Genomic DNA, 23,649 nt, shown 5'->3' with positions numbered 1-23,649 from the left:
GGGGGCCGCTCCTGCCGGGCCCCGTCTTCACCGGCCAGGTCGTCGTCGCGCTCGCCGACACCGGCGCCTCGTTCCCGGGATGCCACTGGAACTCGGCGGAAACGGGCCGCGGGTCATACCGCCTGCCGGTAGCCGCGGCGCACCACCTTTTCCCGATCCGGCCAAGCGTTATGGTCGTTACGTGATCTTTGAGGGTGTTGACGACATCGCGTGGGGTGAGCTCACCTACGCCTACTGGGGTCGCTGCGACGTGCCCGCTCTCCTGCGTTCCCTTCTCGGCGGCGACGAGGCGTTCGAGGCAGTCGATGAGCTCCTCAATGAGCTTCACCACCAGGGCGGCTTCGTCTGCACGGCCGCCCCGGCGATCCTGCCTTTCCTCGTGGAGGCCGCCGGGTCGCCGCGTGTCCGGTGCCGTCCGGAGGTGCTGGAGATCATCGCGTGCCTCGCGGGGACGGCCGCGGTGGTCGCCGCCCGCTATGTGGCCGCCGACTGGCCCGGGGCGTGGGCGCGGGCGCGCCCCGGCCTGCTCGCCCTGCTCGGTGATCAGGACCCGGCAGTCCGGACCGGGACGATCTGGGCTCTCGGTGAAGACACCGAGGACCCTGACGAGGTCGCCGGGGCGCTCGTCGCCGGGTGGCCCGACCCCGATGTCTCGGTCCGGACCGACATGCTGCTCACCCTCGGCAGCCTCGTGGAGCGCCTCTCGGTGGCCGTCTTGCCCGAGGTCCTCGTCTTCCTTCGCGACCAGGCGGACGGTGCCGACACCCACCACGCGATGTACGCGACCCTCGCTCTGGCCAAGGCACTCCCCGGCCGCCCGATCCCCACCGCCCCGATCATCGCGGGGCTCGCAGCCGGGCCCGTTCCACTGCCGCACAGCAACCTCGCCTCGCGCGACCCCGGCCACGCGACCGGAAACGTGCTGCGCGATCTCGACCGGCGCGACAACGAAGCGGTCTGCATCGTCCTGCTCGCCCGCCCTGAACAGCGCCTGCGCGTCGCGGGCGTCGACGCGGCGGTCAAAGCGCTCGTTCGTACGCGCGCGCCTCGTGTGCTCTCCGCGCTGCGCGGTCGCGTGGACGCCTTGGACGATCCGGCTCTCGCCCTGAGGATCCTCGCCGCGCACGCCCGTCGCGAGGACGCCCACGATGCCGACCTCATGGCCGCCCACCTGGACGGGCCCTCGGCGGACATCGCGCTGTGGGGCCTGGCCTGGTCCGGCGACGACCGCGCCGTCCCCGGCCTTCTGGACCTGCTCGCCCGGCCGAAGGCGGGTTTCACGCTCTACGGACAGCGCGCAGGGAGATTCAGCTTCTGGCCGAGCGCGCCCTCGCTCGCGGAGCTGCTGACGCCGTGCGCGTCCTGGGCGCACTCCCTGATCCCCGCGCTCTCCCCGCATCTGCGCCCGGACTCCGCCGACGACCTCCGGCGGTCCTTGCTGGAGATCCTCGCGGAGTGGGCCGCTACGCAAGCCACCGAGGTCGCGCGGGTCGTCCCGGAGTTGACCCCGCTCCTTGAACGCGACGAGTGGGGCTGGGCCGCCGCGGTACTGGGCGAGATCGGCCCTCAAGCCGCGCAAGCCGCTCCCGAACTGGAACGGCTGCTCGGCACGGGCGAGCGGCGGACGCTCATCGAGATCGCCTGGGCACACTTCCGGGTGACCGGCGATCCCGAGCCCGCCCTGCGGATCCTCGGCCCCCGCCTCGGCGAGGAACACCACGTCTCCCGCCGCCTCGGCGACCTCGGCCCGCACGCCACCGCCCACGTTCCGACGCTGCGGCTGCTGGCCAAAGCCCTCGACCCCTGGACGGCCCACGAGGCCGCCCACGCCCTCATCAAGATCACCGGTGATCCGGGCGAGGGTGCCCACATCCTGATCCGCCCCATCGCCGAACTTCTCGAAGGCCGCCCGCTCCCCGTCGCGTCGGCCGCCGCCCGAGCCCTCGCGGGCATCGACGGTCTGCCGGAGGGCCATCTGGCCATCATGAGGGATGTCCTGGCCGACGACCGCCGCCACAGCTACTGGGGCGGTGTCACCGCGATCAGTGAGGACCTGGAGCTGCGAGCCCTGCTCGCGGAGCGACTACCACCGTGGATGAGTGGAGCCGTCCTTTGACGGGTTCGGCGTTGACCGCGGTCGTCTCCGGAAGTGAAACGAGCCTCAATGGTGAGGTCGGTGCCGGTCAGAACCGGCGCCGGACCGTGAGGCCCGGCGCCGGTGCGGGGGGCGGGTCAGTCGTGCGCGGAGCCGCCCGTGGCCGGGGTGTTCAGCTGTGCGCTCGTCCGGCCGGTGAGATCCTCGAGGGAGACGCTGTGCCGCGACCCGTCCTGGAGGATCGCCGTGACGCCCTTGACACCGCCACGAGGCGAGGCGTTCTCGCGCGGCTCCGTCACCGGCGCGTCCGGCCACCAGGCCGCGAAGTAGCCGCCGGTGACGGTCGCGGTCACGCTGCCCCTCGCCTCCGTGGAGAGCTCCAGACCCACCACGCCGGCACCGACCCTGCCGGTCACGGTACGCACGCTCTCCTCGCTCGTGCTCATGACCGAGCCGAGGACGGCCCGCGCCGATCCCGCGGGAACCGGCGGAAGCGGTCGCGCGCCGGGCCCCGGCGTGCTGCCCGTCGAGCCGACGAGGTCGCCGTCGTGGAGCAGGCAGGTGATCTCGGCGAGGTGGCTGCTGCCGTCGTTGACGTAGACGAGCGTCCACGGCCCCCGGCCCTCGGTCACCAGGGGCCGGAAGCCGAACTCGCGCCCGGTCGTGCGCTCGGCGGCGTCGCGGGCGTTGTCGAGACACCTCTCCTGGGCGTCGGCGGCCCGGTCTCCGCTCACCGGGTGCGGCGTCGCGGTCCACGCCGCCATCGCCGAGCCGCCGCCGAACACGCCGGGCAGCAGCAGCGCTGCCGCGACGCCGGCGGCCACCCCCGCGCCGACGGCGGTGAGACGCCTGACGGGCAGGCGAGGGTCGCCGGTCGCCGGTTCGGGCGCCGCCGTCGGGTCGGTGGCCATCACCCGGGCCAGCAGGGCCCGAGCCCGGGGGTCGGTGCCGGTGTCCAGGTCGGCGGGGGTGACGGCCGGGTCGAGGTCGCGCAGGGCGCGGCCGAGGATGTCGTTCATCGCGTGCTCCGGGAGTTCTCGGTGGCGTTCGCCACGGGCCGGGTCGTGGTGGCGGGGGCCGAGTCCGCGTGGTGGCGCAGGGCACGCCGGGCCCGGGTGAGCCGGAGCCGGAAAGCGACGGGGGAGACGCCGAGCACCCGCGCGGCCTGCGGGGCGGTGAGGCCGTCCCACACGGCCAGGGCGAGCGTCTCCTGGTGGCGCGGGCTGAGCCGCCGCCACGCCCGGACGAGGTCGAGCCGGCGTGCCACCAGCTCGGGGTCCAGCCCGGCCGCCTCGGTGCCGGTCAGCTGACTGTCGGCGATGCGGACGGTGAGCGCCTGCTGTCGCCGGTCGGCCCGCAGACCGTTGCGCAGGGTGCGGTGCGCCACGCCGAACAGCCAGGCCCGTGCCTCGTCCGCCGCCGCCGGCACGTCGTCCAGGCGCCGCCAGGCGACGAGGAACACGTCGGCGACCACGTCCTCGGCGTGGGAGGGCTGGACGCGACGCTCGACGAACCGCAGCAGCGCGGCGTACGTCTGCTCGTAGAGGTGGGCGAAGCGCTGGGTGCGCGGCGGCCCGGTGTCGGTGACGTTCATGCCTGGGTCATGTCCGGCAGTCCCGCAGGTGTGTCGCGAACCGTCGCGACGCGCCACCGGCCAGCAGGAAGATCGCGATCCCGTGGGCGAGGGCCGCGGCGACGACCCGAGTTGTTCTCAGTTTTCGATACTCCCATCGGAGGCTCGTGCTGCGACCCTGTACCCGCCGCCGGATCCGGTCCGATCCTCCCAAAAGCGCGAACGCGACTCCACCGGCCACGGGGGCAGATCACAGCCTCCAGCGATTCCGGCGCGGTCCGGCGTCCGACGGCGGCGCGCCGTCGATTCCGGGCGATGGTCGATGTCCGTATCTGTGGGTTAAAGGGCCCCACGGTCATGGCGCCGTGGCCGGGCGGTTCGTAGATTGGAGGTGCCGCCGGAGGGGCCGGCAGGCATCGTGAGCAGGGGTGATGGCGATGATCGGGGACTTCTCCGCACCGGCCGGGGTACGGGTACCGGACTCGACGCTGGCGAGGGAGGCGACCGCGCTGGTACGCGACACCGCGAGCGAGCTGATCTACGACCACTCGCGCCGGGTGTACTTCTTCGGCGCCCTGCGGGGGCGCGACCGGGGTCTGGACTTCGACCCCGAGCTGCTCTACGTCGCGGCCATGTTCCACGACCTGGGCCTGGGCGAGCCCTTCCACGGCAGCGGGCGGCGGTTCGAGGTCGACAGCGCCGACGAGGCCCGCCGTTTCCTCCGGGAGCACCGGGTGCCCGAGGACGGCGTCCGCCGGGTGTGGACCGCGATCGCCCTGCACACCACCCCGGGCATCCCCGAGTTCATGGAGCCGGAGGTGGCGCTGGTGACGGCGGGGGTGGAGTACGACGTGCTGGGCATCGGCTACGACGACCTCGGCGAGGCCGACCGGGCGGCGGTCGTCGCCCTGCACCCGCGCCCGGACTTCAAGCGGCGCATCCTCGAAGCCTTCACCGAGGGGATCAGGGACAAGCCGGAGACCACGTTCGGCAACGTGAAGGCCGACGTGCTCGCCCACTACGTTCCCGGTTTCGTGCGCGGGGACTTCGTGCGCACCATCCTGGACTCCCCGTGGGCCGAGTAGTCTCACGGCGGCGGGCGGAGCACGTGGTCGCGGTGGCGGCCTTCGACGGCGTGCAGCTGCTGGACGTCACCGGTCCCGCCGAGGTCCTCACCACGGCCAACGGCTTCGGCGCCCGTTACGCGGTCCGGGTCGTCTCCCCGTCCGGCGCGGACGTGCGGACCTCGTCCGGGATGCGGATCGGGGTGGACGGGGCCCTGGAGAGCCTGCCCGCGCGACTGGGCACGGTCGTCGTGCCCGGCCGCCACGACTGGCGGCGGGCCGTGGCCGACCAGGACCTGCTCACCCTGGTGGCGGAGCTCGCCCGCCGCTCGGCGCGGGTCACCTCGGTGTGCGCCGGGGCCTTCGTACTGGCGCAGACCGGCGTGCTCGACGGGCGGCGCGCCGCCACCCACTGGCGGCTCGCGGCGCAGCTGGCGGCCGCCTATCCCCGGGTACGGGTCGAGCAGGACCCGGTGTTCGTCAGGGACGGCCACGTCGTCACCTCCGCCGGCGTCACCGCTGGCATCGACCTGGCGCTGTCCCTGGTCGAGGCCGACCACGGGGCCGCCCTCGCGCGCGACGTCGCCCGCGAGCTGGTCGTCTTCATGGCCCGCCCCGGAGGGCAGTCCCAGTTCAGCGCCCGCCTGGCCCCGCGCGAGGCGGCGCACCCGGTGCTGCGGCTCGTGATGGACACCGTCGTGGCCGACCCGGCCGCCCCGCACAGCCTGGAGTCCCTGGCCCGTGGCGCCGGTGTCAGCGCCCGTCACCTCAGCAGGCTCTTCCGCCGCGAGACGGGGCTGAGCGTGGGGCACTATCTCGAATCGGTACGGCTGGAGGCCGCCCAGGCCCTCCTCGAAGCGGGGAACAACCCGGTGGAGAAGGTGGCCGAGGAGTCCGGCTTCGGGTCCGCGGAGACCATGCGCCGCGTCTTCCAGCACACCCTGGGCATCGCCCCGACCACCTACCGGGCACGCTTTCGCACCACCGTCGCCACCGCCACCGTCGCCTCCGTGACCCGCGCGTAGGTCGCGAGGAGCCGGGGGTCGTGAGGAGCCGGGAGGCCGTGAGGAGCCGGGGGTCGTGAGGAGCCGGGAGGCCGTGAGGAGCCGGGGGTCGTGAGGAGCCGGGAGGCCGTGAGGAGCCGGGAGGCCGTGAGGAGCCGGAGGCCGCGAGGAGCCGGGAGGCCGCGAGGAGCCGGGAGGCCGCCCGCGTCTCCTCGCGCGCCTGCCGCGGGTGAGGCGCGACCCGGTGGCGGGCATCGTCCGATCGTCGACGACGGCACCGGCCGGGCCGCGCGGGTCCGTCTAGGATCGTTCTCATGAAGGTCTCGATCGTCCGGGGAGGCGGCATCGCCGGCCTCGTCACGGTCATCACGGTCGACTCCGCCTCGCTGGCGCCGGAGGTCACCGCCGAGCTGCGCGCCAGGGTGGAGCGGGCCGGGCTGTCCGGCGCGCCGGAGCGGCAGGCGCCCCCGGAGGGGCGGCCCGACCGCTTCGACTACGAGCTGACCGTCGAGGACGGCGGCCGGGTGCTCGCGACGCGCGCCCGCGAGGGCGACCTGCCCGGTCCGCTCCGCGCGCTCATCTCGTACGTGACCTCGCGGCCGGAACGGCAGGAGCGGGTCGGCCCGCCCGGCTGAGCCCCGTCCTGTCCTCCATCTGCCCCTTCCGCCCTCTGTGACACTTTTGTCCCCATATCCGCCCGTCTAAAAGCAGGCTTGACCATGTGAAACTCCACGCTGTCACCGGTTGTGGCGCGAGAATTCCCGCGTAACGGTTCCCCGATGGCATGATTCGCCAACGTGTGCAGGTCGCAGGAGTTCCGGGTTCCCCGGCGACTGCTGGCTTTATTACACCTTGGCGGCAAATGTGGGCACGACTGGATTGTTCGGCGCGCGTGAAATCACATTTGCGGGGAGCTCTTCGGATATACGGAGGTATATGTGAAACGCGTCATCATCACCGCAGCTGTCGCCGCCCTTACGGCAGCCGCGCTGGTGCCCCCGGCGCAGGCCCGGCAGGCGACCGCCGAACCGGGCGCGCAAGCCGAGTACGTCGTCCTCTACGCGGAAGGCGCGCGTCCCGCGGACGCCCAGCGGGCCATCCGGGAGGCGGGCGGGAGCATTCTGAAGGAGAACGCCGCGGTCGGCGTCGCCACCATCACCACGACGAACGACCGCTTCGCCGAGACGGTGCGCGACGCCGCCTCGATCGACGACATCGCCCACAACCGGTCCATCGGCAGCGTGCCCACCGCCAGGCGGGGGAGCACCGGCCGCGCGATCGTGCAGTCGAGGGAGGTGGAGAAGGCCGGTGACGGCGCGCCCGCCGCCTCCACCTTCGGCAGGCCCGCCCCCGCCGCGGAGCCGCTGTCGGAGCTCCAGTGGGACATGAAGCAGATCCACGCGACCGTCGACGGCTCCTACCGTCACCAGCAGGGTGACCCGGGCGTGCTGGTCGGTGTCATCGACACCGGTGTCGACGGCTCCCACCCCGACATCGCACCGAACTTCAACCGCGCGCTGAGCCGCAACTTCACCGTCGACATCCCCGTCGACGCCGACGGCAACGAGGTCGACGGCCCGTGCGAGGCCGAGCCCGACGGCTCCTGCAACGACCCGGCGGACGTCGACGAGAACGAGCACGGCACGCACGTGGCGTCGTCGATCGCCTCGCCCGTCAACGGGCTCGGCACGTCGGGCGTGGCGCCCAAGGCCTCGATCGTGAACCTGCGGGCCGGCCAGGACTCCGGATACTTCTTCCTGCAGCCCAGCATCGACGCGCTGACCTACGCCGGCGACGTCGGCATCGACGTGGTCAACATGAGCTACTACGTCGACCCGTGGCTGTTCAACTGCGTCGACAACCCGGCCGACTCCCCGGAGGACCGGCAGGAGCAGGCCACGGTCATCAAGGCCATGCAGCGGGCGCTCGACTACGCGCACGCCAAGGGCGTGACCCTGGTGGCCGCGGCGGGCAACGGCGCCTCCGACTACACCAAGACGATCGTCGACGCCTCCAGCCCCAACTTCGCCGGTGTGCCCGGTGAGGTGCCCTACACGCGCACGATCCCGCCGAGCTGCGTCTCCATGCCGAGCGAGGGCAAGCACGTGATCTCGGTCTCCTCGACCGGCATCAGCAAGCGCAAGTCGTACTACTCCAACTACGGCAACGGCTACGTCGACATCTCCTCCCCCGGCGGCGACGTCTACGACACCGCGGGCAACACCCGCGACGTCACCAGGGCGACGCTGGCGGCCTACCCCCGGTCCGTGGCCGAGGCGCGCGGCCAGCTCAACCCCGACGGCACGCCCAACGTCACCAACGTGGTCCGCAGCTGCAAGGGCTCCGTCTGCGCCTACTACGTGTATCTCCAGGGCACCTCGATGGCCTCCCCGCGCGCCGCCGGGGTCGCCGCGCTGATCGTCGGCAAGTACGGCCAGCGCGACCGGGTGCACGGCGGCAAGAAGCTCCACCCGGCCGTCGTGGAGACGGTCCTCAAGGGCACCGCGACCAGGACGGCCTGCCCCACCCCGCCCGCCTACACCTACACCAGGAACCTGCCGGACGGCACCACGGCGACCTCGACGCACACCTGCGAGGGAAACGTGCTGCGCAACGGCTTCTACGGTCACGGGATCGTCGACGCCCTCAGGGCGGTCCGCTGACCTGAACCGTGGGCACCCGGCCCCTTCCCCGTACGGGGAAGGGGCCGGGTGTCACCGGCCGTCCCACGCCCGAGGCGGCGGCCTGGCCCGGTCGCGGGTGCCCGATCGGGACGGGCCATACAACCCGCACACCCGCACAAGCCGCTTGACCCGTTCTTCCCGCCGGCTGCCCGGTACGTGGCCCGGCGTTCTCGCGCGCTCGACCTCTGACCTGGTCTCTCTCGCGCCCTCATCGCTTCCTTTGCCCCTTCTTGCGCGACGGGTTGATTTACCGGTAGCCCCGTCCGGGGATGGGTCGCCCGACGCCGTCGGTCATGGGCCGCGAGCATGCCGCCGCACGGACGCGTCCGGACGCATCCGGACGCGGCATCGTTCGCGAAGTCCTCCATGGACGCTAAGGAGTGATGCCCCATGGCCGCTGTCACGTGTGAGGCCGATCGGCCCGGTGAGCGGACGGACCCCCGTACCGGGCGAGGAGCGGTTCCGCCGGCCGGTCGCGGAGACCTGGCGACGGGGAGGACCGCGTGAGCCGGGTGGTGGTGATCGGCGCCGGTCTGGGCGGGCTGGCCGCCGCCGTCCGGCTGGCCGCCGCCGGGCGGGACGTCACGATCGTGGAGGCGAGCGACGTGCCGGGCGGCTGCTGCGGTACGGCCGCCCTCGGGGAGTACCGCTTCGACACCGGCCCCTCGGTGCTGACCATGCCGGAGGTCCTGGCCGACGTCTTCGCCGCCGCCGGGGAGGACATGGAGAGCGCGCTCCCGCTGCGGCGGCTGGACCCGTACTACCGGCTGCGCTACCACGACGGCTCCCACCTTGACGTGGTGGCCGGGGAGGAGGCGATGGCCGAGCGGGTGCGCGCGCTGAGCGGCCCCGCGGAGGCCGAGAGGTACCGGCGCTTCCGCGCCCGGCTCGGCGAGCTGTTCGACGCGGAGTGGCCCGCCTTCATCGACCACGACATGACGCGGCTGCGCCACCTCGCCCGGCCGCGCGTCCTGGCCCGCATCGCGGCGCTGGGCGGCTTCCGCAGCCTGGACTCCCTCGTCAGGAGCCACCTCACCGACCACCGGCTGGTCAAGGCGCACACCTTCCAGGCGCTGTACGTGGGCCTGCCGCCCCGGCGGGCGCTCGGGATCTACGCGGTCATCGCCCACATGGACACCGTCGGGGGCGTGTTCTTCCCGCGTGAGGGCGGGATGCACGCCATCCCGCGTGCCCTGGCCGCGCTGGCCGAGAAGGCGGGCGCGCGGATCCGGTACGGGGTGCGCGCCGTGAAGGTCGAGGCCGGGTCCTCCGGCGTCTCCGGGGTGAGGCTCGACACCGGGGAGCGCCTGGCGGCGGGAAACGTCGTGGTCGCCTGCGACCTGTCCCGCGCCCACACCGGGCTGCTCCCGAAGGGCGCGGGCGACTGGCGGCTCCGGCGCCCCCGCTACTCGCCCTCCTGCCTGGTCCTGCACTTCGGCCTCGACCGGCGCCTGGCCGGGCAGGCGCACCACACCCTGCACTTCGGCAGGGAGTGGGACGCCACCTTCGACGCGCTGCGGGCCGGGCGGCCACAGCCCGACCCGAACCTGCTGGTCACCTATCCCGAGTCCGACACCGGCGCGGCGCCGCGCGGCCACGCCACCCTCACCGTGCTGGAGCCGACGGCGAACCTGCGCGGCGGCGCCGACTGGGACCGGCTCACCCCGCACCTGGAGGACCGGCTGCTCGGCAGGCTCGCCGACCTCGGTTACGGCGACCTGTCCTCCGCGCCGAGACTCACCCTCGACCCGCCCGCCTGGGCGCGGCTCGGCCACTCGGCGGGCACCCCGTTCGCGCTGGACCACCGTTTCACCCAGACGGCCTGGTTCCGGCCCGCGGGCGCGGCCAGGCGTGTTCCCGGGCTGCACTTCGCCGGGATGTACACCGCGCCGGGAGTGGGGGTGCCCCCGGTGCTGATCTCCGGCCGGCTCGCCGCCGAACGCGTGCTGGAGGGCGCCCGATGAGCCTGACCGCGAGTTACGAGCTCTGCCGCAGGCTCAACGCCCGCCACGGCCGCTCGTACTATCTGGCGACCCTGCTGCTGCCCGCCTGGAAGCGCCCGCACGTGCACGCCCTGTACGGCTTCGCGCGCTACGCCGACGAGATCGTGGACTCCTTCACGATGACCGGCGACAGGGCGCGGGCGCTCGACGGCCTGACCGCCCGGCTGGCCACCACCCTGGCGGGCGGGAGCACCGAGGACCCGGTGCTCCCGGCGTTCGCGCAGACCGTGCGCTCCTTCGGCGTCGAGCACGGGGACATCGACGCGTTCCTGCGCTCGATGCGGGCCGACCTGACCGTCACCCGCTACGAGACCTACGACGACCTGCTCGCCTACATGGAGGGCTCGGCCGCGGTGATCGGAACCATGATGCTGCCCGTCCTCGAACCGCTGCCCGGCATGGAGGAGAAGGCCCGCGAACCGGCCCGCCAGCTGGGGCTGGCCTTCCAGCTGACCAACTTCCTGCGCGATGTCGCCGAGGACCTGGAACGCGGCCGGGTCTACCTCCCGCTGGAGGACCTGAAGGAGTTCGGGGTGCCGGTGGCCGACCTGGGGCGCGACACAGCCACCCCGGCCCTGCGCGAGCTGCTGGCCTTCCAGACCCGGCGGGCCAGGGACCACTACGCGCGGGCCGAGGAGGGCATCGGCATGCTGACCCCCTCCTCCCGGCCGTGCATCCGCGCGGCCTTCCAGCTGTACGGGGGCATCCTCGACCGGATCGAGAACGCTCGCTACGACGTCCTCGGCGGGAGGGTGGCCGTACCCCGGCGGAGGAGAGCGGTGATCTTCGCGCGGCACCTGCTCGCGGCGTCCGCGGCCGACCGCGCCGAACGCCGCCTGATCGCCGAGCTCCCGTGAACGGGCCGTACGGGGCCGCCACGGGGCGGCATGTCATGGGGAGGCCCGTCGCCGTGTCGTCTGTCGTCGGGTGGCCCGTCACGAAGGTGTCCATCACGAAGGTGTCCATTACGAGGGCGTCCGTCACGGGGCCACCCTCGTTCGCCGGGTCGTTCAACACTGTCGCCGGGAGGGCGTGATGTCGGAACCTGTGGTGGTCGACGCGATGGGCGGAGACCACGGACCGGTCGAGACGGTCGCCGGGGCGGTGGCGGCCCGGCGCGAGCTGGGGATCCCGGTGCTGCTGGTGGGCAGGGCCGGGGACGTCCGCGCCGAGCTCGACCGGCACGGCGCCGCCGCCGAGATCGACGTGGTGCACGCCGAGGACGTCGTCCCGATGGCCGAGCGGGGAGCGGGAGCGGTCTCCTCCGTCTCCTCCGGTTCCTCCGGCTCCTCCGGCAAGACCAGCCTGACGGTCGGCTGCGAGCTCGTACGGCGCGGGGCGGCTTCGGCGTTCGTGTCGGCCGGATCCACCGGCGCGGTCGTCTCGTGCGCCATCCGGGGCATCGGCCGCGCCACGGGTGTCCTGCGGCCCGCCCTGGCCATCGCGCTGCCCTCGGTCACCGGCGGCGCCACCGTGCTGATCGACGCGGGGGCGACCTCCGACCCCACCCCGGAGATGATCGCCCAGTTCGCGCTGCTCGGCGTCTCCTACGCCCAGCTCGTGCTCGACGTCGCCGACCCGTCGGTGGGCCTGCTGTCGATCGGCTCGGAACCGGGCAAGGGCAACCGGCTGACGCGCAGGGCCGGTGAGCTGCTCCCCGATCTGCCGTTGCGCTTCCACGGCAACGTGGAGGGCCACGACGTGCTCGCGGGCACCGTCGACGTGATCGTCACCGACGGCTTCACCGGCAACGTGGTGCTCAAGAACGTCGAGGGCTCCGTACGGGCCGCGCTGACGCTCGTGGCGCGTTCCGGTGTCGCCGGGGCCGAGGACCTGCGGGAGGTGGCCCGCCGCTACGACCCCGAGACCCACGGCGGGGCGGCGCTGCTCGGGCTGAGCGGCACCGTCGTCGTCGCGCACGGCTCCTCGCGGGCGGCGACGATCGCACGCGCCTGCGCGGTGGCGCACGACCTCGCCGAGGGCGGGGTCGCCACCCGCTTCGGGGACCGCCTCGCCACGGAACCCGTCCGTTGAGGGGCAGGGGGCGGCCCGGCGGCCCGGGCCGGGTCAGGCCAGGGGGTCGGCGCCGTCCCAGGTGCCCTCGCTGGCGTACGGGGAGAAGCGGGCGAACAGCTCCTCGGAGTACCAGCCCTCCGCGCGGGTCCTGCCGATCACCTGCCGGTGGGCCCGCCCCCGGTGCGCGAAGTCGCGCATCGCGGCGGCGTCGCGCCACAGCGAGAACGTGCCCTGCCTGGCCAGCGGCCACTCGCCGACGCCGACCGAGGCCAGGCAGCCGTCCTGCTCCGCCAGGAGGCGGTCCACCCCGGGGACCGAGCGGTAGAACGCCACCAGGCGGGCGGGCCGGATCGACGCGCGGGTCAGCACGGCGACGGGACCCCCGGGATCGGGCCCACCCGCACCCCCGTGAGGAAACCCGGACGCGTCCCCGGGGGGAAGACCGGGCGGGCTCGTGGGGAGGGGGCCGAAGGGGGCCACCCCGTTCCAGTTGCCGCGCGAGGCGAGGGGGATCAGCCGTACCTGCCAGGACTCCCGCGTCGTGCTCCGCCAGCGCTCCGCCACCGGGGAGTCGCGCAGGAAGCGGTCCAGGTCCCGCTCGTCGCGCCACACCGCCAGCAGGGCCCAGCGGCGCAGGTCCGCGCCCATGCTCGTCGAGGCCCCGCGGCCGGAGCCGAGCAGCCGCCAGAACGTCAGCCCCGGCGTGCGTCTCAGCACCGGCCGGTCGAACGCCATATACCGCATAGCCCCTATATCCGCATATCTCATGAGATGGAAGGAAGCGATGGTTCCGCTGCTCGTCTCGGTCATCGGCGGCTACCTTCTCGGATCCGTGCCGGTCGCCGTGCTGGTCGCCCGCGCGCACGGGTTCGACCCCCGCGAGGTCGGCGACCGCAACCCCGGCTTCTGGAACGTCAAGGAGCGGCTCGGCTGGCGGGCCGCCGTGCCGGTCTTCGCGGGCGACACGCTCAAGGGCACGCTCGCCGGGCTGCTCGGCCTGTGGGCCGGTGGCGCGCACCTCACCTGGCCCGGCGGGGTGAGCGGCGACAGCGTGCTGCCGGTGTATCTGGCGGTGGCCGCCGCCATGGCAGGGCACGCCTGGCCGGTCCTCGCCGGGTTCAGGGGCGGCCGGTCGATCCTCGCCTTCGTGGGCGGTTTCGCCGTCATCTGCACCCCGGGTTTCCTGCTGGGGGTGGCCGCCCTGGTCACGGTCGCCGTGGCGACGCGATCCTTCGCGATCGGCGCGCGCGCCGGCGTCTTCGGCATCCCGCTGTTCCAGCTGCTCTTCGCGCCGGTCACGCACGTGGCCGCGACCGGCCTGCTCATGTGCCTCATCGGGCTGCGCTTCGGCCAGGCGGCGCGGACCGAACGCCCGTCGTGACCTGACCCGGCCCCGGCCCCGGCCCCGGTGCTGTGCCCGGCCCCGGTCCCGGCCGTGTGCCCGTCGTGCCGGAGCCGAGCCGGGAGGCCACCGTGGCGGCCGGGTAGGCGCGGCCTCGCCAGTCGCGTACCGGGCGCAGCGTGGCCTGTGTCAGCCGCAGGGCCGCCAGCGGGTCCAGCAGCGGGGAGAGCAGCACGCCCGGCCCCGGCCGCGTGTAGCTGCCGCGCAGCGCGCCGGCCAGCAGCAGCCGTACGGCCAGCAGGCACAGGTCGAGCCGGGTGGGACGGCCGGTCACCAGCCGGAGCACGGGCAGCGCGGCGGCCAGCCAGATCACGGCCAGGTCGGCGGCCTGCCGGTCCGGCGCGGTGACGTCGCGCAGCGACAGGGACCGTCCCCACTCCCGCCACACCCCGGCGGCCGAGTCGTGCATGTCGACCTCCAGCAGGCCCCCGGCGTCCAGGAACCCCACGGCCCAGCCGTCGGCCGCCAGGGTCCTGGCCATCGCCACGTCGTCGGCCATGTGCCCGCGTACCCGCGCGAACCCGTGGGCGTCCAGCATCGCGGTGCGGCGGAAGGCCGTGCACTGGCCGTTGGCCATCGCCCGGTGCGGGGGCGGGGGAGTGGCCGGACCGATCGGGCCGAAGCGGTAGACCAGCGTCGCGAGGAAGGAGGCGTGCAGCGCCTGCTCGGCCGTCCCCTCGCACACGAACCGGGGACCCGCGCTCACCAGGTCGTACTCGTCCAGGGCCGCCGCGAGCGCGCCGAACAGCCCCGGCGCGGGCCGGGCGTCCGCGTCCAGGGTCACCACGATCTCACCTCCCGCCGCCTCGACGCCCTGCTGCAGCGCCCACTGCTTGCCCACCCAGCCCTTGGGGAGCGGCGCCCCCGTGAGGACCTTCGCGCCGAGCCCGGCCGCCAGCAGTGCCGTGCCGTCGCGTGACTCGTCGTCGACGACGAGCACCTCCGCGACGTCCGGATCGGCGAGCGCCGCCGACAGGCACGGGCCCAGGCGGGCCTCCTCGTCACGGGCCGGGATCACCACCGAGACACGCGGCGACGCGGCCCGTACGGGGGCCAGCGCGGGCCGGCGACGCCGCCCCCCGGCCAGCCGCACCGCCACGGCCACCGCGGCGACGGCCTGCAGCGCGTTCAGGAGTCTCATCGTCGTGCCTCCGCGAGTCGTGTCTTCACGGCGGGTCGTGTTCTCTCCGGATGCCCCGGATGCCCCGGATGCCCCGGATGGTCCGCGTGGCCAGGCCGTCCGGCTCACCAGGTGGTCCCGGTCGCGTCCGAGCGGGTGGCGGGGAAGTCCTCCCGTACGAGCGAGGCGACGATGCGGGCGCCCATCGCGACCAGCGGAAGCCCGCCGCCGGGGTGCGCCGAGCCGCCCACCAGGTACAGGCCGCGCCGGGGGCCCCGGTTGCCGGGGCGGCGGAAGGGCGCGAGCCTGCCCGAGTAGGCGCCGCCGTAGATCGAGCCGCCCCAGGCGCCGTACCGGTCGCGCAGGTCGGCGGGAGTGAACAGGTCCACGAAGCGCAGCCGCCCCGACAGGTCGTGCCCCCTTGAGGCCAGCCGGTCGAGCACCAGGTCCCGGTACGCCTCGGGGGACATCGGCCACCGGCCCGGGTCGCGGGCCGGGACGTTGACCAGCATGACCCAGTTCTCCGTGCCCGGCGGAGCCTGCGACGGGTCGTCCACGACCGAACGGCCGATGTAGACGGTCGGGTCCTCGGGGGGCCTGCGCCGCCGGAAGATGTCGCCGAACTCCCGCTCGTAGTCGCCGGAGAAGACGATCGAGTGGTGCGCCATTCCCTCGGTCCTGCCCTCCACCCCGGCCAGCAGCAGGAACACCGACGAGGAGGTGCCGAGCCCGGCGATGCGCCGCAGCCGCCGCCGGTCGGGCAGCAGCCTCCCGTACAGCGCCGCCGCGTCGGTGTTGGCGACCACGATGTCGGCGCGCTCGCGCTCTCCCGAGGCGAGCCGCACCCCCCTGACCCGATCGCCGTCGGAGAGCACCCGGTCCACCTCCGCGCCCAGGACGACCTCCACCCCCGCCTTCTCCAGCATCAGGGTGAGGGCGTCGGCGATGCGGGGCAGCCCTCCGGGGACGTACCAGCCGCCCTCGCCGTGCTCGATCGCCGGGACGCACCCCAGCGCGGCCGGGGCGCGGTACGGGCTGGAGCCCGCGTAGGTCGCGTAACGGCCGACGTACTGGCGCAGGCGCGGGTCGGTGAAGAAGCGGCGCGCCAGGCCGTCGAGGGTACGGCCCGGCGCCACCGCCAGCAGGTCCGACAGGCGGGCCTCGGTGGGCGGCCGGGTGAGCGGGCCGGTGAAGAAGGTGCGGCGCGAGGCGTCGAAGCAGCCCCGCGCCCAGTCGTGGAAGGCCAGCCAGGCGCGCCCCTGCCCGGGAGCGAGCCGGTCGACCTCGGCGGCCATCCGGGCCGGGTCGCGGTACGCGGCCAGCGTCGAGCCGTCGGCGAAGCGGTAGCGGCACAGCTCGTCGAGCTCCACGAGGTCGAGCTCCAGCCCGAGGTCGGTGAAGACGGCGGGCAGGGTGAGCAGGGAGGGGCCGACGGAGAAGGTGAAACCGTCCCTGGTGTGCTCGGCGAGCTTGCCGCCCAGCCGGGGGAGCCGCTCGTACAGGCGCACCTCGTGCCCCTGCCGGGCCAGCAGCAGCGCGGCGACCATCCCCCCGACGCCGCCGCCTATCACCGTTACCTCGGGCATCCGCGTTCCTTTCCGGGAAGTTCCAGGGAGTTCCGGAGAGTTCCGGAGAGTTCCGGAGAGTTCCGGGGAGTTCCGGGGAGTAGGTCGCCGTCATGTCAGGCCCGCCTTCGCAAGAGCGCCACGACGTCCGCGCCGCCAGGCGAGCAGCGTGAACAGCCCCATCGAGAGCCCCCCGGCCGTGGCGACCAGCGGGTCCGGCGGGACGAAGACGGCCGCGAAGCCGACGGTCTCCATGACCGCCATCACCGTGTAGATCGACACCAGCCCGGCGCTCCAGGCGGACGGCTCGGCGAGTACGTGATCCAGCAGTGCCATGACCAGCAGGGAGACCACGAGCCAGCCCGCGAAGTTGCCGAGCGGAACGCCCCGGTAGGGGCCGGGGTCGTGCCAGACCCACAGGCCCAGCCGGATCATCTGCGGGTCCAGGAACAGGTCCCAGGCGGTGAGGGCCAGCGCCCCGGTGACGATCCGCGCCGCCCGGCTCACCGGCGCGACGGCGGCGGCCACCGCGTGGGCCGCCAGTCCCATGCCGCCCCACGCCAGCGCCACGATCACCGGCACCCCGCCGGGCGCGGGCCACAGGACGCCGGTGTAGTGGTAGTCGCCGAACGGCAGGCCCGTCCTGATCCCGATCCACTCGGCGGCGTACCCGGTCGCGACCACGGCCGCGAACGCCGCGACGACCCTGGCCGGAGGGTGGGTCGCGCAGGCGAAGGCCAGCGCGCTCGCCGCCAGCAGCAGGACGACCACGCTGGTCAGCGTGATCGGCCGGGCCTGCAGCCCCGAGGCGACCTGCGCGACGACCATCGCGGCCAGCAGCGCCGCGCCGAGCGCGCTCGCCACGCGTGCGCGCGTTCCCGCCGGCGAAGGCCGTTCCCGCACCGCCCCGCGCCCGGGCCGTCCGCTGCTCACCTGTTGGCTGTGCCCCATGGACGGTCATTCGATCGGCCGGGCGCGGTCAGATTCACTTTGAGGTCACGATCTTTCGCGTCGAGGTGACGATCCCCGGCCGGTTGCTCGTTCCGGCCGAAGGTGACGAGAGCGAAGCCGACGAGCCGGGAGGTGTCGGATCGAGCAGGACTCTCGCGGCGCCCGTCCCGAACCGCGGGGCGGTCAGTGCCGGATAGTCCAGGGGCAGGCGGACGGCGAGCCGGTCGTGCAGCCGCGGATGGGCGGTGGTGTCCCAGCCGTTGACGGGTACCGGCACCGGCCCCGGATCGGCCTCGTCGCGCTCCGGGCCCGCCAGGTGCAGCAGCAGCCGGACGGCCAGGGTGGTCCTGCCGCTGCCGGGTCCCCCGGTGATGACCAGCCGCAGGCGCCGCTAACCACCCGGCAACCCCTCTGCAAGGGCCGTGCATGTCCGGTGCGGTACAAACCTCTCACCACCTCGGGCACCCGCGCCCGTTAGAAAGGACGACCCGGCATGCGCACGACACGCTCCACGACCTCCGAATGGAACGACCACGAGACGCTCCACGGCTTCGGGCGGGAGGCGATGGGCGCGGTGCGCGGGTTCGGCTCGTGGGCGTGGGTCCTCGCCGCGGCCCCGATCGCGCTGGTGCTGGCGCTCATGGTGGCGTTCTCCGTGGGGAACATCGGGGAGGCGCCCGAGCAGACCGTCTTCCCCGGGATCCGCAGCCTCTCCGTGGACACCGACCACGGGAACGTGGAGATCGTCGGCGCCGACGTCACCGACGTCCGCGTGACGCGCCGCCACCACGGGGACGCCCCGCGCAGCGAGTCGTCGGGAGGCGGTTCCCTCACCATCGGCCTCCTGTGCGACGAGGGGTTCGTCTGCACGACGATGCGCGACACGCCGGGCGACCGTACCGACTACTCCTTCGTCGTCCCGTCCGGCATCGACGTCACCGTCCACAGCCGCAACGGCGACGTCGTCCTGCGCGGGCTCACCGGCAAGGTCGTCACCCGTCCGGGCAACGGTTCGATCACCCGCCGGGACGCCGGATGACATCCCGGCCGGGGGGCCGTACGACGGATCAACTCTCCGCGCGACAGGTGGTGTCCCCGGGCGGCACGCGGAGGTCGACGAAGTACCGGTTGGCGTACGCGATCGTGCACGGGTCACCCGTGTGGTACAGCCCGTGCCCAGGCCCTTCGAAGCGGATCGTGCCCGACCCCGGTACCCGCAGGGCGAGGTCGGCGGTGTCCGCGTAGTCGGTCCACGTCCCCGCGCCGACGAACGGCGGCAACCGGTCCACGGGGAGAGGCGCGGCGAGGTCGCGGGCCGGTTCCGGCCAGCCCACGCAGCCCAGGGGGTGCCACAGCCCGGAGCCGGACAGACGCGGCGCGATCCGGTCGCCCAGGGCCCGCGAGCGGCGGTACTCGGCGTAGTCGCGGTAGCGGATTCCGTCCAGGCAATGGGTCATGTTCATCCCGACGGGCGAGGGCGGCTTCACGCTGCCCAGCGTCCCCGCCTTGACGTAGTCGGAGAATCCGGTGGCGTCTCCCTGTCCCGCCCGCCTGATCGCCCGGGCCAGTTCCTTCCACCGGGCGTTGTCCTCGCCGGGCGTGACGATGTGGGGCATGGCGGCCACGGTGATGTCGAAGCCGGTGTAGGCGACCCCATTCTCGGCGGGCACGGGAGAGCGGTCGGCCGCGGAGACGAGGTGATCCCAGGCGGTGCCGACGTCGCGTCCGTGCAACGCGCAGGCGGAGTCGTTCGCGCACCACCGGGAGAAGCGGGCGAACTGTGCCTCCATGAGGGTGTACCGTGCCCGATCCTGCTCGGTCCTGCCCCGGAGCGTGTTGACGCTTCCGTCCAGGTACATCGCCCGTACCCGGCCGGGGAAGAGCCGGGCGTAGGCGATTCCGGGGACACCGCCGTAGGAGGTGGCCATGAGGGTGAGCCGCCGCTCGCCCATCGCCGCACGGATCGCGTCGATGTCGCGCGCGAACGAGGCGGAGTCAAGGTGAGCGAACAGTTCGGGGTCGGCGGCTCGGCATGCCTCGGCGGCCGCCCGGTTCGAGCGGGCCAGCGCGCCCCAGTCGCGCTCGCTGTCCGGCCTGGTGATCCACGGCCCGGTGGTGAGGCAGTCCTGGTCGAGGACGCCCAGCTCGATGCCGTTGCGCGGCAGGAGGCTGACGACGTCGAAACTGTCCCGGATCTGGGCGAAGCTGCCCGCGTGCCGTTCGAGGTCCCGCACTCCCGACCCGCCGGGCCCGCCGGGGATGGAGAACAGCACGCCGACGCGGTGGCGCCTGCCGGTGTGCGGCAACATCGCGAGGGGGAGCGTGATCGTACGACCCCGGGGTTCGGTCCAGTCGACCGGGACGCGGATCTCACCGCAGAGCATCTTGTCACAGGGCTTCCACGCCAAGGTGGAAGCGGGAGGGGCGGCGGCGGACGCGGACGTGGCACCCACCAGGACGACGGTGGCGACCGAACCGGCCAGCAGCGGCCGGACGCGGCGTCCGCGCAGCGCGACGGCGACCGCCGCGGCGGCCAGGGCGGCCACGGTGTAGGCGGCCAGCAACGCGCCCGCGGAGATCGGGGTGAGCAGGCCCTCGGCCGCGATCTGGGCGGGCAGCGCCCCGATGAGGTGCGCGCCGACCTGGTAGCCGAGCGGACGCGGCAGGGTCTGCGCGGCGACAGGCAGGATCACCAGTAAGGCCGTCAGCGTGACCAGGGTGCCCGCCGTGGAACGGATCGCCGTGCCCAGTCCGAGCCCGATGAGCGCGACCAGCGGCATCGAGGCACCGGTGATCAGCAGCCCCGCCAGGACGCCGGGCTCGGACAGGGAGGCGCCAAGCGTCTCCCCGCCCAGCAGGACCGTGTCCGCTCTGGTGCCGAGGACGGCCATGGTGGCGGCGTACATGCCGAAGACCAGCACCTGCCCCGCGACCAGGCTCACGGCCACCAGGACCGGGATCTTCGCGAGGAGGAAGGTGTGGCGGGCCGGTACGGCCGTCAGGCTGGTGCCGATGTGGCCCGTGCCGTACTCGGTGGTGACGGACAGCGCGCCGAGCGCGCCGATCACGAGGTGGGCGAAGGGCAGCCCGCCGCCCAGCCCGTCGCCCAGGCTGTCAAAGCGCCGCAGGTCCGCCCCCTGCTGGTTGTCGAAGCCGCGCGTGACCAGAAAGGCCACGCCCGCGCTGAGGCCCACCGCGGCCAGCGAGGAGATCAGCAGATAGAGGTTGGCGCGTAGCGTCCTGAACTTCAGGAACTCCGCCGCGATCGCGTCCGTCATCGTGCCACGTACTCCCTGCTGTCGTCGGTCAGCTCCATGAACGCCTCCTCCAGGGAGGCCTCGCGCGGTGTGAGCTCGTACAGCGCGATGCCGTGGGCGAAGGCCAGCTCACCGATGCGCCCGGCCTCCAGGCCGGTCACCTCCAGGCCGGTCACCGCCAGCCCCTTCTCGGCCCGCACGACACCCCCCTCGGCCCGCAGGACCGTCGCCGACGCCGGGGCGTTCTCGGTCCGTACGGTGCCCCCGTCGGCCCGCAGGACCGTCGCCAGCGCCGCCGGGTCGGCGGCACGGACGAGCACGTCGCGCCGGCACCGCTCGGCGAGCGCCGCCATGGCCGTGTCGGCGATCAACCGGCCGCGCCCCACCACCACGACGTGGTCGGCGGTCATGGCCATCTCCGCCATCAGGTGGCTGGAGACGAGCACCGCCCGGCCCTCCGCGGCCAGCGCGCGCATCAGCTCGCGGATCCACCGCACGCCCTCCGGGTCCAGCCCGTTGACCGGTTCGTCGAACATCAGTGCCTCCGGGTCGCCCAGCAGCGCCACCGCGATCCCGAGCCGCTGCCTCATCCCCAGGGAGAACTTCGCGATCCGCCTGCCCGCCACGGACGTCAGCCCGGCCCGGTCGAGCACCTCGTCCACGCGGGCCAGGCCGATGCCGTTGCTGCGCGCCACGCACGCCACGTGCGCCCGTGCGGTGCGGCCACCGTGTACGGCTCCCGCGTCCAGCAGCGCCCCCAGTGTCAGCAGGGGGCGCTTGAGCGAGGCGTAGGGCCGCCCGGCGACCAGGGCGGTGCCGGCCTGCGGGGCCTCCAGGCCGAGGACGGCTCGCATCGTGGTGGACTTCCCGGCGCCGTTGGGGCCGAGAAAGCCGGTCACCCGGCCCGGTTTCGCGGCGAAGGTGAGCCCGTCCACCACGATGGCGTCGCCGTACCTGACGGTGAGGTCGTTGACTTCGATCACGGATCCAGCCTCGCCGCGGTGCGCCCGCGTCCTCCATCAGCCCACGCCCACCACGTGAGGCGGGATTTCCCACCCTCGAAGGTAGGGCTGGGCCTACCGTGTGGCGGATGACCAGAGGGCAGACTGGCGAGGTGAGCAGAGTCAGGAGGGGGTTGATCGCGGCGGCCGGGGTGCCGCTGAACGCGATCATGGGTGTGGCGGTGGTCCTCGCCTGGGTGCCGGACATCCGCAGGGCTCTCGTCTCCCTGCAGCGAGCGTGGGCGGGAGCGGCGCTGGGCCGGGCCGTCCCCGCGGGCGGGTCCGGGCCGCGTGTCCTGGCCTGGCTGGCGATCAACACCGTCGCCGGCCCGGCCCTGCTGATGGCGGTGGCCGCCGTGCTGAACACGGTGGGCGTCGTCTTCTCCCTGCGGCCCGCCGTCAACGGTCCCAGCGTGACCTTCACGCTCAGCCTGGCGCTGCTCACCCTCTCGGCACTCGCCCTGATCGTCGCCGCTCTCATGGGACTGGCCGAGGCCCGGCTCGCCGAACTGCTCCTCGGCGACGGCGGCCCGCTGGTGCGGCGGGTGCGAGAGCTGACCGCCTCCAGGGCCGCCGCCGTCGACGCGCGAGCGGCCGAGCTGCGCCGGATCGAGCGCGACCTGCACGACGGCGCGCAGGCGAGGCTCGTCTCCGTACGGATGAGCCTCGGCCTGGCCAGGAACGCCGGCGACCCTGAGCAGGCCCGCGAGCTCATCGAGGAGGCATGGGAGTCGGCCGGCCAGGCCCTTGCCGACCTGCGCGATCTGGTACGCGGCATCCACCCGCCCGTGCTCGCCGACCGCGGCCTGACGGGCGCGATCGAAGCGGCCGTCCTGCTCTGCCCCGTCCCGGTCGCGACGGAACTCGCCCTGACCGGCCGCCCCGAGCCGCCGGTCGAGTCCGCGCTCTACTTCGCCACCGCCGAGGCCATGTCCAACGTCACCAAGCACAGCCACGCCACCCGTGCCTGGGTACGGCTGAGCCACACCCGCGACGGCCTCCGCCTGGTCGTCGGCGACGACGGGCACGGCGGCGCGGATCCGGCGGCGGGCACCGGACTGCGCGGGATCGCGCAGCGCCTGTCCGCCTTCGACGGCACGCTGACCGTGCGGAGCCCGCCGGGCGGTCCTACCGTCCTCACCATGGAGCTGCCGTGCGCGTTGTGATCGCCGAAGATCTCGTCCTGCTGCGCGACGGCCTGATCCGGCTGCTGTCGGCGCACGGCTTCGAGGTCGTCGAGGCGGTGGACAACGGCCCCATGCTCCTGACCGCCCTGGTGGAGCGGAACCCCGACGTGGCCGTCATCGACGTACGGCTCCCGCCCACCTTCACCGACGAGGGCCTGCGCGTCGCCCTGGAGGCCCGGCGGCGCCGGCCAGGACTTCCCGTGCTGATCCTGTCGCAGTACGTCGAGCAGCTCTATGCCCGCGAACTCCTCTCGGACCGGTCGGGCGGCGTCGGGTACCTCCTGAAGGACCGCATCGGCGACGTGGCGGAGTTCGTCGAGGCGGTCCGCCGGGTCGCCGGCGGCGGCACGGCCATGGACTCGGAGGTGATCTCCCAGCTCCTGACCCGCCGCTCGAGGGACGAACCCCTGGCGGAGCTGACCGTCAGGGAGCACGAGGTCCTCGCCCTGATGGCGGAGGGCCTGTCCAACCTGGCGATGGCGACCCGCTTCGGGGTCACGGACAAGACGATCGGCAAGCACACCAACAACATCTTCGCCAAGCTCGGCCTTCCGCCCTCTGACGACCACAACCGCCGCGTCATGGCCGTCCTCGCCTACCTTCAGGCGGGCCCCGTGGCTCGGGACCCGTCTTAGGGCCTGTACGAGGTTGAGATCAGAGGGATTCGCCTGCGCGGTGGCTTGCCGTCCTGGTAGGCCATCGCCATGGCGCGTGGAGAGCTCACCGA

The 23,649-nt window shown here is 73.6% G+C and carries 21 protein-coding genes; 12 read left to right on the top strand and 9 right to left on the bottom strand.

The window, feature by feature from the left end; all coding sequences use genetic code 11:
• Positions 1–181: 181 nt before the first annotated feature.
• Positions 182–2,116, top strand: a complete 1,935-nt coding sequence (locus ACFYWM_RS26470; protein WP_389918403.1) for a hypothetical protein — start codon at positions 182–184, stop codon at positions 2,114–2,116.
• Between the two features lie 116 nt (positions 2,117–2,232).
• Here the strand turns inward: ACFYWM_RS26470 and ACFYWM_RS26465 are convergent, their stop codons facing one another.
• Positions 2,233–3,114, bottom strand: coding sequence for a hypothetical protein (locus tag ACFYWM_RS26465; protein WP_389918401.1), 882 nt, complete (start codon positions 3,112–3,114; stop codon positions 2,233–2,235).
• Positions 3,111–3,689 (bottom strand): RNA polymerase sigma factor, encoded by a 579-nt coding sequence (locus ACFYWM_RS26460; protein ID WP_389918399.1) that lies wholly within the window; start codon positions 3,687–3,689, stop codon positions 3,111–3,113. The genes ACFYWM_RS26465 and ACFYWM_RS26460 overlap by 4 nt, the downstream gene beginning before the upstream one ends.
• A gap of 410 nt (positions 3,690–4,099) precedes the next feature.
• On the opposite strand from ACFYWM_RS26460, the gene ACFYWM_RS26455 reads away from it, so the two are divergent.
• From ACFYWM_RS26455 to plsX, 7 genes are all read left to right on the top strand, one after another.
• A complete protein-coding gene (locus ACFYWM_RS26455) occupies positions 4,100–4,753 on the top strand; it encodes an HD domain-containing protein (RefSeq protein WP_389918397.1) in 654 nt (217 codons plus the stop codon).
• Positions 4,741–5,757: a GlxA family transcriptional regulator gene (locus ACFYWM_RS26450; RefSeq protein WP_389918395.1), complete on the top strand. Its 1,017-nt coding sequence runs from the start codon at positions 4,741–4,743 to the stop codon at positions 5,755–5,757. Before ACFYWM_RS26455 ends, ACFYWM_RS26450 begins: the two co-directional genes overlap by 13 nt.
• A 293-nt stretch (positions 5,758–6,050) precedes the next feature.
• Positions 6,051–6,371 (top strand): protealysin inhibitor emfourin, encoded by a 321-nt coding sequence (locus tag ACFYWM_RS26445; protein ID WP_389918393.1) that lies wholly within the window; start codon positions 6,051–6,053, stop codon positions 6,369–6,371.
• A 303-nt stretch (positions 6,372–6,674) separates the two neighbouring features.
• Positions 6,675–8,399 carry a S8 family serine peptidase gene (locus ACFYWM_RS26440; protein ID WP_389918391.1) on the top strand — a complete coding sequence of 575 codons (1,725 nt, stop codon included), beginning with the start codon at positions 6,675–6,677 and terminating at the stop codon, positions 8,397–8,399.
• Between the two features lie 524 nt (positions 8,400–8,923).
• Positions 8,924–10,384 carry a phytoene desaturase family protein gene (crtI, locus tag ACFYWM_RS26435; protein ID WP_389918389.1) on the top strand — a complete coding sequence of 487 codons (1,461 nt, stop codon included), beginning with the start codon at positions 8,924–8,926 and terminating at the stop codon, positions 10,382–10,384.
• Entirely contained in the window at positions 10,381–11,280 is a 900-nt protein-coding gene (locus tag ACFYWM_RS26430; RefSeq protein WP_389918388.1) for a phytoene/squalene synthase family protein, read from the top strand. Before crtI ends, ACFYWM_RS26430 begins: the two co-directional genes overlap by 4 nt.
• Positions 11,281–11,458: 178 nt before the next feature.
• Positions 11,459–12,457, top strand: coding sequence for a phosphate acyltransferase PlsX (gene plsX, locus ACFYWM_RS26425; RefSeq protein WP_389918386.1), 999 nt, complete (start codon positions 11,459–11,461; stop codon positions 12,455–12,457).
• Between the two features lie 33 nt (positions 12,458–12,490).
• Here the strand turns inward: plsX and ACFYWM_RS26420 are convergent, their stop codons facing one another.
• Positions 12,491–13,183, bottom strand: a complete 693-nt coding sequence (locus tag ACFYWM_RS26420) for a spheroidene monooxygenase (RefSeq protein ID WP_389918384.1) — start codon at positions 13,181–13,183, stop codon at positions 12,491–12,493.
• 22 nt (positions 13,184–13,205) lie between these two features.
• On the opposite strand from ACFYWM_RS26420, the gene ACFYWM_RS26415 reads away from it, so the two are divergent.
• The gene (locus tag ACFYWM_RS26415; protein WP_389918382.1) at positions 13,206–13,820 is read left to right on the top strand and encodes a glycerol-3-phosphate acyltransferase; all 615 of its coding nucleotides are present in this window, start codon (positions 13,206–13,208) and stop codon (positions 13,818–13,820) included.
• Here the strand turns inward: ACFYWM_RS26415 and ACFYWM_RS26410 are convergent.
• The 4 genes from ACFYWM_RS26410 to ACFYWM_RS26395 all read right to left on the bottom strand — a co-directional run bounded on the left by ACFYWM_RS26410 (position 13,771) and on the right by ACFYWM_RS26395 (position 17,754).
• Positions 13,771–14,982 (bottom strand): glycosyltransferase family 2 protein, encoded by a 1,212-nt coding sequence (locus ACFYWM_RS26410; protein ID WP_389918380.1) that lies wholly within the window; start codon positions 14,980–14,982, stop codon positions 13,771–13,773. The genes ACFYWM_RS26415 and ACFYWM_RS26410 overlap by 50 nt on opposite strands.
• Positions 14,983–15,086: 104 nt before the next feature.
• On the bottom strand, positions 15,087–16,547 hold the full coding sequence (locus ACFYWM_RS26405) for a phytoene desaturase family protein (protein WP_389918378.1): 1,461 nt from the start codon (positions 16,545–16,547) through the stop codon (positions 15,087–15,089).
• 90 nt (positions 16,548–16,637) lie between these two features.
• The gene (locus ACFYWM_RS26400) at positions 16,638–17,390 is read right to left on the bottom strand and encodes a carotenoid biosynthesis protein (RefSeq protein ID WP_389918376.1); all 753 of its coding nucleotides are present in this window, start codon (positions 17,388–17,390) and stop codon (positions 16,638–16,640) included.
• Between the two features lie 121 nt (positions 17,391–17,511).
• Entirely contained in the window at positions 17,512–17,754 is a 243-nt protein-coding gene (locus ACFYWM_RS26395; protein WP_389918374.1) for a hypothetical protein, read from the bottom strand.
• 216 nt (positions 17,755–17,970) lie between these two features.
• Between ACFYWM_RS26395 and ACFYWM_RS26390 the strand changes: the two genes are divergently transcribed.
• Entirely contained in the window at positions 17,971–18,516 is a 546-nt protein-coding gene (locus ACFYWM_RS26390; RefSeq protein ID WP_389918372.1) for a hypothetical protein, read from the top strand.
• A gap of 28 nt (positions 18,517–18,544) precedes the next feature.
• On the opposite strand, the gene ACFYWM_RS26385 is transcribed toward ACFYWM_RS26390, so the two are convergent.
• Together ACFYWM_RS26385 and ACFYWM_RS26380 are read right to left on the bottom strand one after the other, a co-directional pair.
• A complete protein-coding gene (locus tag ACFYWM_RS26385) occupies positions 18,545–20,755 on the bottom strand; it encodes an alpha/beta fold hydrolase (protein ID WP_389918370.1) in 2,211 nt (736 codons plus the stop codon).
• A complete protein-coding gene (locus ACFYWM_RS26380; protein WP_389918368.1) occupies positions 20,752–21,717 on the bottom strand; it encodes an ABC transporter ATP-binding protein in 966 nt (321 codons plus the stop codon). The genes ACFYWM_RS26385 and ACFYWM_RS26380 overlap by 4 nt, the downstream gene beginning before the upstream one ends.
• A 131-nt stretch (positions 21,718–21,848) precedes the next feature.
• Here ACFYWM_RS26380 and ACFYWM_RS26375 point away from each other — a divergent pair, with 131 nt between their 5' ends.
• Together ACFYWM_RS26375 and ACFYWM_RS26370 are read left to right on the top strand one after the other, a co-directional pair.
• The gene (locus ACFYWM_RS26375; protein WP_389918366.1) at positions 21,849–22,901 is read left to right on the top strand and encodes a sensor histidine kinase; all 1,053 of its coding nucleotides are present in this window, start codon (positions 21,849–21,851) and stop codon (positions 22,899–22,901) included.
• Entirely contained in the window at positions 22,889–23,557 is a 669-nt protein-coding gene (locus ACFYWM_RS26370) for a response regulator (RefSeq protein ID WP_389918364.1), read from the top strand. The genes ACFYWM_RS26375 and ACFYWM_RS26370 overlap by 13 nt, the downstream gene beginning before the upstream one ends.
• Positions 23,558–23,649: the final 92 nt, after the last annotated feature.

Origin of the sequence: Streptosporangium sp. NPDC002721 (assembly GCF_042888905.1) — a bacterium.
In the GTDB taxonomy this organism is placed as follows: Bacteria; Actinomycetota; Actinomycetes; order Streptosporangiales; family Streptosporangiaceae; genus Streptosporangium.
The sequence above is the reverse complement of the archived record's forward strand: the minus strand, read 5'-3'. Positions and strand labels throughout refer to the sequence as shown.

Bases quoted from the DNA above. Each gene is read 5' to 3' on its own strand.
- ACFYWM_RS26465 (WP_389918401.1), bottom strand. From the start codon at position 3,114: ATGAACGACATCCTCGGCCGCGCCCTGCGCGACCTCGACCCGGCCGTC.
- ACFYWM_RS26460 (WP_389918399.1), bottom strand. From the start codon at position 3,689: ATGAACGTCACCGACACCGGGCCGCCGCGCACCCAGCGCTTCGCCCAC.
- ACFYWM_RS26455 (WP_389918397.1), top strand. From the start codon at position 4,100: ATGGCGATGATCGGGGACTTCTCCGCACCGGCCGGGGTACGGGTACCG.
- ACFYWM_RS26445 (WP_389918393.1), top strand. From the start codon at position 6,051: ATGAAGGTCTCGATCGTCCGGGGAGGCGGCATCGCCGGCCTCGTCACG.
- ACFYWM_RS26430 (WP_389918388.1), top strand. From the start codon at position 10,381: ATGAGCCTGACCGCGAGTTACGAGCTCTGCCGCAGGCTCAACGCCCGC.
- plsX (WP_389918386.1), top strand. From the start codon at position 11,459: ATGTCGGAACCTGTGGTGGTCGACGCGATGGGCGGAGACCACGGACCG.
- ACFYWM_RS26420 (WP_389918384.1), bottom strand. From the start codon at position 13,183: ATGCGGTATATGGCGTTCGACCGGCCGGTGCTGAGACGCACGCCGGGG.
- ACFYWM_RS26415 (WP_389918382.1), top strand. From the start codon at position 13,206: ATGAGATGGAAGGAAGCGATGGTTCCGCTGCTCGTCTCGGTCATCGGC.
- ACFYWM_RS26410 (WP_389918380.1), bottom strand. From the start codon at position 14,982: ATGAGACTCCTGAACGCGCTGCAGGCCGTCGCCGCGGTGGCCGTGGCG.
- ACFYWM_RS26405 (WP_389918378.1), bottom strand. From the start codon at position 16,547: ATGCCCGAGGTAACGGTGATAGGCGGCGGCGTCGGGGGGATGGTCGCC.
- ACFYWM_RS26390 (WP_389918372.1), top strand. From the start codon at position 17,971: ATGCGCACGACACGCTCCACGACCTCCGAATGGAACGACCACGAGACG.
- ACFYWM_RS26385 (WP_389918370.1), bottom strand. From the start codon at position 20,755: ATGACGGACGCGATCGCGGCGGAGTTCCTGAAGTTCAGGACGCTACGC.